Raw genomic sequence first — 8,098 nt, 5'->3', positions numbered from 1 at the left:
ACCCAATCTTATGCGGCGCCCCCTATTTTTTTTAAAACCACACTGTAAAACACCACCTTGGGCCCAACGGCGTCGGTGTGCGCGCCCGCGCGGGCGGGCGCCCCCCCACGCCTCACCCTCACCCTCTCCGAGGCCCGCGCAGGGCTGCAGGGCAAGGAGGCGCTCGGGGCGCTCATCGCGTCGCTCCTCGAGCAGATCAGCGCCCACCCCGACTTCGCGAAGCTCCTCGCGGCCGAGGTCTTCCGGGTCGGGCGCGAGTGGCAGGAGACCGTCGGGCACATCCGTGCGCGCGTCATCGAGTTCTACGCGGCCGCGCTGCGCGAGGAACGACCCGGGGCGGACGTGTCGCTGCTCGCGGCGTCGGTGTTCGGGGCCACGCTCGTCGCGGGGCTCGAGTGGCTCGTGTTCCAGCCCGAGCGCAAGTTCGACGAGGTCCTGGCCGCGGTACTGGAGCTGGTCGCGGGCCTCTGATCGCGGCCCGCGCCCGTCGAGTGATCGCGGCCCGCGCCCGTCGAGGGTGTCGCGCCCGCCCGCCGAGGGTGACCCGACCGCTGGGCGCTCGCTCCGCCGTCGGACCCCACGGCTCAGCCGAGCAGCAGCTTCCAGCAGCCCACCCCGATGAGCCCCGCGAGCAGCGGCGCGACGACGGGCACCCACGCGTAGCCCCAGTCGGAGGGGCCCTTGTGCTTGAGGGGCAGGAGCGCGTGCACGATGCGCGGCCCGAGGTCTCGAGCCGGGTTGAGTGCCGGGCCGGTCGGCCCGCCGAGCCCCGCGACGAGCGCCCACACGAGGAAGCCGAGGGCCATGTGCGCGAGCCCGGGCTCGGTCGTGGTCAGCGGCGAGTTGACGATCGCCAGGGCGCACGAGAACAGGATGACCGAGCCCAGCAGCTCGTTCGCGAACCCGTTCACGCGGCTGTGCGCGGCGTTGACCGTCGAGAAGGTCGCGAGCACGTCGTCGACGTTCTCGGTGCGGTCGTAGTACGGCTTGTGGGTCGCGACGATCGCGAGCTGCCCCGCCATGGCCCCGAGCATCTGCGCGACGACGTACGGCGCGACGTCGGCCCACGGGAACAGGCCCCACGTCGCGAGCCCGATCGTGAACGCCGGGTTGATGTGGTTCCCGCTGATCCCGCCGAACATCAGCGCCGGGATCATGACGCCGAACCCGTAGCCCATCGCGATGAGGCTCCAGCCGCCGCCGTACCCCTTGGACCCCTTGAGGTGCACGTTCGCGACGGTGCCGTTGCCGATGATGATGAGAATCGCCGTGCCGATGAACTCGCACGCGGCGCGCACCGCGAGGGAGTAGTCCGGATCCATGCGGACACCCTGCCAGGCGTCGGCGGCGGCCGCACGACGCGACACCCCGCGAGACGGGGTCTCGCGCGATCCCCGGGGATCGGGGACACTGCCCGTCATGGAGCATGAGGCTCAGGCGGGTCCTGGGACACACCAGGCCCGACGGCGTCGCTCGCCGCGGCCTGTCGTCGCACCACTGGTCGTGGTCGCCGCGGCGGGGGTGCTGACCGTGCTGCTCGCTGCCTGCGTGGCCGGGACCCGGAGCGAGACGTGCGTGAGCTGGGCCTCCTTCCCGGACGACGCGGCCCGGACCGAGCAGGCCGACCTCGTGGTCGACGCGACCGTGGTCGAGCAGGCCGGGACCCGCTCGATGTTCGGTGTCGAGGCGAACGTGTGGTCGGTCGACGTCGGGTCGGTCGCGAAGGGAGATGCGGAGCCGGGCGAACGCCTGGACGTCGTCTCGACGCCCCCGACGTGCTCGAGCGGGACGTACCCCGAGGGCGACCCGCTCGACGTCGACGGCGAGGTGCGCCTGTACCTCAAGGACGCCGAGGCCTTCCAGCTCCCCGGGTCCGGCGACGGGTGGGCCCTGATCACCCCGCTGGACGGGGTCGGGACGGTCCCGTAGTCCTGGGCGGGTGTCGCCGTCACCCTGGGCGGGCGGTTCCGTCACCGTCGGCGCAGGCGTGCGTCACCCTCGGCGTTGCGCCGTTCCTGTGTCGCGTCTCGCGCCTTGCCCGTACGCTCGCGACAACCGAACTCCCGCAGCGTCGCGTCGAGTGTGCGGTCTGCTGCTGGGAGACCAGTGGAGGAGAACGAGTGTGAGAACACGTCCGATCGTCCCGTCCGTCGCCGCGCTGAGCCTGGGGCTCGCCGCGGTGTTCGTCCCGCCGGCCGCCGCTGCGCCGCCGGCACCACCCGCCCCGCTCGAGGACCACGTCACGGGCGCCGCCGTCATGGAGCACCTCGAGCAGTTCCAGGCCGTCGCGGACGCCAACGGCGGCAACCGCGCGCTGGAGACCCCGGGGTACGAGGCGAGCGCCGCGTACGTCGAGCAGGTCCTGACCGACGCCGGGTACACGCCCGAGCGCCAGTACTTCACGTTCGAGGACCTCGTGACCGACGAGCTGTCGCTCACGGCCGGCGGGGTCGCGGTCACGCAGAGCGTCTTCCCCGCGGAGTTCGCGCCCGACACCCCGCCGGAAGGCGTCACGGGACCGGTCGTCCAGCCGGCCGACGCCCTCAAGCAGGGCTGCACGGCCGACGCGTGGGCCGGGGTCGCGGCCACGGGCGGCGTCGCCCTGGTCAGCCGAGGGTCCTGCAACTTCTCGCTCAAGGTCGAGCACGCCGCCGCCGCGGGCGCCGCGGCCGTCATCATCTACAACAACACGGCAGGCCCGATCAGCCCGACGCTCGGCGCGCCCAGCGACGCGTGGGTGCCCACGGTCGGCATCACGCAGGCCGACGGCCAGGCGATCGTCGCCGGGGTCGCAGGCGGGCAGACGAACGCGACGTACGTGCTCCAGACCTCGACGGTCTCGCACACGACGTTCAACGTCATCGCGGAGACGAGCACGGGCCGGGCCGACAACGTCGTCATGATCGGCGCGCACCTCGACGGGGTGCCGGAGGGTCCGGGCATCAACGACAACGGGTCGGGCTCGGCCGCGATCCTCGAGACCGCGGTCCAGCTCGCGGAGCACGGCGGTCCGCTCGACAACCAGGTGCGCTTCGCCTGGTGGGGCGCCGAGGAGGTGGGGCTGCTGGGGTCGACGCACTACGTCGACGACCTCGTCGCGAACGACCCGGCCGCGCTCGACCAGATCGCGACGTACCTGAACTTCGACATGGTGGGCTCGCCGAACTACGTGATCGGGGTCTACGACGCCGACGAGTCGACGTACCCGGCGCCGGTCGAGGTGCCGCCGGGCTCGCCCGAGACCGAGGACGTCTTCACGGACTACTTCGACGGGATCGGGCAGGCATGGGTCGACTCGGAGTTCTCGGGCCGCTCGGACTACCAGGCGTTCATCGCGAACGGCGTCCCGGCGTCCGGCCTGTTCACGGGCGCCGACGACGTCAAGACCGAGGCCGAGGTCGCGCTGTTCGGCGGCACGGCGGGGATCTGGCAGGACCCGAACTACCACTCGGCGAACGACGACATCGACAACGTCGACCCGGTCGCGCTCGACATCACGTCCAAGGCGATCGCGCACGCCACGGCGTCGCTCGCGGCGGACACGTCGGCGATCAACGGCGTGGTCTCGCCCGTCGACCCGGAGCTGACGAACCTGACCGCGACGGCGCGGTGCACGGGCGACGTCGTCCAGCTCTCGGTCGTCACGACCAACGGCGAGGACCGCCCGCTCGACGTGCGCATCACGACGCCGTTCGGGGAGAAGACGTTCAACCACGTGAACCCGGGCAAGATCGCGCAGCAGAAGTTCAACACCCGGACGGGTGCGCTCGCGGCGGGCAGCGTGACCGTCAGGGCGTGGGACGACGCGGGCTCGCAGGAGACGTACACGCTCGACTACGCGGCGCTCACCTGCTGACGTCGCCGACGGCGACCCCTCCCCCGGCGAGACTCTCGCCGGGGGAGGGATCGCCGTCGGGCACGGGAAGGTCAGGCCGGCGAGGCCGGGTCGCCCGGCGGGCCTGCTGCCGCGGCAGTCTCCGCCTCGCGCGCCGCGACGTTGCGCTTCGAGAGCAGGCTGTTGCGGTACCCGAACGACGCGTAGAGCACGAGCCCGATCACGACCCACACGAGGAACCGCAGCCACGTCAGCGTCGTCAGGTTCGTCATGAGCCACAGGCACGCGACGCCCGAGAAGATCGGCAGCACGGGGGACCAGGGGACGCGGAAGCCGCGCGCTATGTCGGGACGTGTGCGGCGCAGGATCGGGATGCCGAAGCTCACGAGCACGAACGCCGACAGCGTCCCGATGTTGATCATCTCCTCGAGCAGCTCGACCTGCGCGAGGCCTGCGATGAGCGCGACCACGATGCCGGTTCCCACCTGGAGACGGACCGGGGTGTGGAACCGGTGCGAGGTCCTGGAGACGCCGCGCGGCAGCAGGCCGTCGCGGCTCATCGAGAACATGACGCGCGTGAGCCCCAGGAGCAGCACCATGATGACGGTCGTCAGGCCGACGAGGATGCCGACCGAGATGACGCGCCCGGCCCAGTCCGCGCCCACCAGGATGAAGGCCGTCGTGAGCGACGGGTCGTCGGAGGCCGCGAGGTCGGTGTACGGGACCATGCCCGTGACGACGAGCGTCACCAGGATGTACAGGACGGTGACGACCGCGAGGCCGCTGAGGATGCCCTTCGGGATGGTCTTCTGCGGGTTCTTGGCCTCCTCGGCGGTGGTCGCGACGACGTCGAACCCGATGAACGCGAAGAACACGAGCGCCGCGCCCGCGAGCAGGCCCATGACGCCGTACGTCGTCGGCTCGAGGCCCGTGAGGAAGGCGAACAACGGCTGCTCGAGAGCCGTCTTCTCGGGGGCGGGCTGCGACGGCGGGATGAACGGCGTGTAGTTCTCGGCCTTGACGTAGAAGAAGCCCACGACGATCACGAACAGCGTGATCGCGACCTTGATGATGGTGAACACGCTGTTGATGCGGCTGCTGAGCTTGGTCCCGATCGCGAGGAGCGTCGTGAAGACCCCGACGATGAACACGGGCCCCCACTCGAGGTCCACGGGGCCGATCGGGATGCTCAGCGGCAGGTCGATGCCGAACAGCGCGAACGCGTCCGCGAGGTAGATGCCCCAGAACTTCGCGATCACGGCCGCCGCGAGCAGCATCTCCAGGATCAGGTCCCAGCCGATGATCCACGCGACGAGCTCGCCCATCGTCGCGTAGGAGAAGGTGTAGGCCGAGCCCGCGACCGGCAGCGCCGAGGCGAACTCGGCGTAGCACATGACGGCGAGGGCGCACACGATCGAGGCGATGACGAACGAGATGATGACCGACGGCCCGGCGAAGTTCGCGGCGGCGGTCGCGCCGACCGAGAAGATGCCCGCCCCCACCGCGACCGCGACGCCCATGACCGCGAGGTCCCAGGCGTTGAGATCGCGCTTGAGGGAGCGCTCGGGGTCGTCGAGCGACGCGAGCGACTCCTCGACGGACTTGAGTCGTAGAACACCTCTGGCCATCGCTCCAGTCTGTCCGCCTGGCCCGCATCACGCGCGGCGGGCCGACAGACTGGAGCGATGGCCGCCGGTCGCTCCGGTCTCCGGGAGGCACCGTCCACAGTGTCTTGTGATGTATCTTCTGGTATCTAGTGGTACGGATGCGACGAACGGTGGAGAGCGATGACAGCGACGAACGGCCGTCCCCGGCAGGGCGTGACGAAGCAGGTGGACGTATGAGGCTCACCGCGCCGGTCACGGTCCTCGTGAACCACCTCGGCTACGCCACGGACGGGACGAAGAAGGCCGTGGTCGCCACCCCCGTCCCCGTCGACGTCACGTCCGCGCGCCTCGTGCGCACGGACGGTCCGGACACCGGTGACGCGGCCCGGGTGGTGGGCCTCGCGGTCGGCCCGGAGACGCAGGTCGACGGCTGGACCACCGGCACCTACCGCCGCATCGACCTGCCTGATCACCTCGCGTCCGGGACCTACCGGGTCGAGGTCGTCGCGTCGGGCACGGTGCACGCCTCGCGCGACGTGATCGTGGGCGAGCACCGTCTCCAGTACTCGACCGTGTCGGACGTGGCCTCGTACTTTCGCGCGGTCCGTTCCTCGGGCGAGATCGACCGCAAGGACCGTCACGCGCGGTTCTACGGCGACGACTCGGGCCGCGAGGTCGACGCGAGGGGCGGCTGGCTCGACGCGTCGGGAGACTTCTCCAAGTTCCTCAGCCACCTGACCTACACGCGCATGATGAGCCCCCAACAGATCCCGTTGTGCGCGTGGGCGCTCATGTCGGCCCGCGACGAGCTCGAGCACCGGCACCCGGACCTCTGGAAGGGACAGGGGAACCGGCTCCGGGACGAGGCGCTGTTCGGGGCCGACTTCCTGGTCCGTTTCCAGGCTCCTGAGGGCTACTTCTACACCGGCATCTTCGACGCGCTCACGAAGGACCTGCAGGAGCGCGTGATCACGGCACCTCTCCAGGACTCGGTGCGTACGCAGCGGTGGCAGGCCGCGTACCGGCACGGGGGCGGCCTCGCGATCGCCGCGCTCGCGCGCGCCTCGACGCTCGACGACGACGGCGAGCTGACCCGCGCCGACTACCTGGCCGCGGCCGTCCGCGGGTTCGAGCACCTGGAGTCCCGCAACCGCGACTACCTGTTCGACGGCGAGGAGTCCGTGATCGACGACTACTGCGCCCTCCTCGCGGCGTCCGAGCTGGTCGTCGCCCTCCGCGACCCCGCAGGGCTCCCGGCGGACGACGGGGTCCTCCGACGAGCCGAGGCCGCCGCGCGTCGCCGCGCCACGTCGCTCTGCGACCGGTACCGCACCGACCCGGACGGGATCGGCTTCCTGGAGGGCGACGTGCTCGGGCGCCCGTACTTCCACGCCGCCGAGACCGGGCTGCCCCAGGTCGCCCTGCTGCGGTTCGCCGAGGCCGGTGCGGGGGATGACGTCACCCTGGCGGCGCTCGCCCGGCGCACGGCCCTCGCGCTGGCGCTCGCGACCGCGAGCAGGGTCGACGACGTCCCGAACCCGTTCGGCTACCTGCGCCAGTACGTGCAGGCCGACGGCGAGGGACCACGCACCGCGTTCTTCTACCCGCACGCCAACGAGACCGGGTACTGGTGGCAGGGCGAGAACGCCAACATCTGCTCGGTCGCCTACGCGGCCGTCCGGTGCGCCGAGCTCGACGAGTGCCCGCCCGACGCCCGGGCACGGCTCCTTCGTCTCGCCGACGACCAGGTCCACTGGGTCACCGGCCTGAACCCGTTCGACGCGTCGATGCTCCAGGGCAGGGGGGCCAACAACGTCGAGTACTCCACGGCGTTCCAGAACGTGCCTGGCGGGATACTCAACGGGATCACGAGCGGGTTCGACGACGAGCGGGACGTCGCCTTCATGCCCCCGGGGCCCGCCGAGGGCGGGGACTCCTGGCGGTGGGCCGAGCAGTGGATCCCCCACACGGGCTGGTTCCTGCTCGCCGTGAGCGCGGTCCGGTGAGCGGGCTGCGGACGTTCGAGCCGTTCGACCTTCCCGGGATGTACGACGTGTGCCTGCGGACCGGCGACTCGGGGCGCGACGCCTCGGACCTGTACACCAACCCGCACCTGCTCGGGCACGTCTACGCGGGCCCGTACCCCGTGGCGGACCCGGGTCTGACGATCGTCCACGTCGACGAGCACGGCCTCGGAGGCTACGTCGTGGGCACGGAGGACACGCTCGCGTTCGAGGAGTGGCTCGAGGTGGCGTGGTGGCCGGCGCTCCGCGCGCAGTACCCGCGGGACCTGGCCGTGGACCCGCGCGACGGCACGCACGACTGGGAGCGTGTCGCGCACCTCCACGACGTCCGACCCTCTCCCGACGAGCTCTACGAGAGGTACCCGGCGCACCTGCACGTCGACCTGCTGCCCCGCTGCCAGGGGGCAGGGGTGGGGCGCCGCCTGATCGCCGAGCTCGTGGCGAGGCTCCGGGAGCGGGGAGTGCCCGGGCTCCACCTGGGGGTGGGGTCGGGCAACCCCGGTGCACGCGCCTTCTACGAGCGCGTCGGCTTCGTGTCGGTCAGGGACCAGGACTGGGGCTCGACCATGGTCATGGACCTGCGATGAGCGGCGCGGGGGCGGGGGGGGCCGGGCCCCCGGCCCCCCCCCCCC

General features: G+C 71.4%; 7 protein-coding genes. 5 read left to right on the top strand and 2 right to left on the bottom strand.

The window, feature by feature from the left end; all coding sequences use genetic code 11:
- Positions 1-57: 57 nt before the first annotated feature.
- Positions 58-471, top strand: a complete 414-nt coding sequence (locus ACFRCR_RS14540; protein ID WP_377678498.1) for a TetR/AcrR family transcriptional regulator — start codon at positions 58-60, stop codon at positions 469-471.
- A 113-nt stretch (positions 472-584) separates the two neighbouring features.
- Here ACFRCR_RS14540 and ACFRCR_RS14535 read toward each other — a convergent pair whose 3' ends face one another.
- Positions 585-1,322 (bottom strand): MIP/aquaporin family protein, encoded by a 738-nt coding sequence (locus ACFRCR_RS14535; protein WP_138826684.1) that lies wholly within the window; start codon positions 1,320-1,322, stop codon positions 585-587.
- Between the two features lie 97 nt (positions 1,323-1,419).
- Between ACFRCR_RS14535 and ACFRCR_RS14530 the strand changes: the two genes are divergently transcribed.
- Both ACFRCR_RS14530 and ACFRCR_RS14525 read left to right on the top strand, forming a co-directional pair.
- Positions 1,420-1,929, top strand: a complete 510-nt coding sequence (locus tag ACFRCR_RS14530; RefSeq protein WP_377678496.1) for a hypothetical protein — start codon at positions 1,420-1,422, stop codon at positions 1,927-1,929.
- 193 nt (positions 1,930-2,122) lie between these two features.
- Positions 2,123-3,856, top strand: a complete 1,734-nt coding sequence (locus ACFRCR_RS14525; protein ID WP_377678494.1) for a M20/M25/M40 family metallo-hydrolase — start codon at positions 2,123-2,125, stop codon at positions 3,854-3,856.
- Between the two features lie 71 nt (positions 3,857-3,927).
- Here the strand turns inward: ACFRCR_RS14525 and ACFRCR_RS14520 are convergent, their stop codons facing one another.
- Positions 3,928-5,463 (bottom strand): APC family permease, encoded by a 1,536-nt coding sequence (locus ACFRCR_RS14520; RefSeq protein WP_377678492.1) that lies wholly within the window; start codon positions 5,461-5,463, stop codon positions 3,928-3,930.
- A gap of 212 nt (positions 5,464-5,675) precedes the next feature.
- Here ACFRCR_RS14520 and ACFRCR_RS14515 point away from each other — a divergent pair, with 212 nt between their 5' ends.
- Entirely contained in the window at positions 5,676-7,448 is a 1,773-nt protein-coding gene (locus tag ACFRCR_RS14515) for a glycoside hydrolase family 9 protein (RefSeq protein WP_377678490.1), read from the top strand.
- A complete protein-coding gene (locus ACFRCR_RS14510) occupies positions 7,445-8,053 on the top strand; it encodes a GNAT family N-acetyltransferase (protein ID WP_377678488.1) in 609 nt (202 codons plus the stop codon). Before ACFRCR_RS14515 ends, ACFRCR_RS14510 begins: the two co-directional genes overlap by 4 nt.
- The last annotated feature ends 45 nt before the right edge of the window (positions 8,054-8,098 follow it).

This window comes from Oerskovia sp. NPDC056781 (assembly GCF_042789955.1).
Classification (GTDB): Bacteria; Actinomycetota; Actinomycetes; order Actinomycetales; family Cellulomonadaceae; genus Oerskovia; species Oerskovia rustica.
Note: the sequence above shows the minus strand (reverse complement) of the source record. Positions and strands in the feature narration are given on the sequence as shown.

Coding starts and splice junctions, on each gene's coding strand:
- ACFRCR_RS14535 (WP_138826684.1), bottom strand. CDS start 1,322: ATGGATCCGGACTACTCCCTCGCGGTGCGCGCCGCGTGCGAGTTCATC.
- ACFRCR_RS14530 (WP_377678496.1), top strand. CDS start 1,420: ATGGAGCATGAGGCTCAGGCGGGTCCTGGGACACACCAGGCCCGACGG.
- ACFRCR_RS14520 (WP_377678492.1), bottom strand. CDS start 5,463: ATGGCCAGAGGTGTTCTACGACTCAAGTCCGTCGAGGAGTCGCTCGCG.
- ACFRCR_RS14515 (WP_377678490.1), top strand. CDS start 5,676: ATGAGGCTCACCGCGCCGGTCACGGTCCTCGTGAACCACCTCGGCTAC.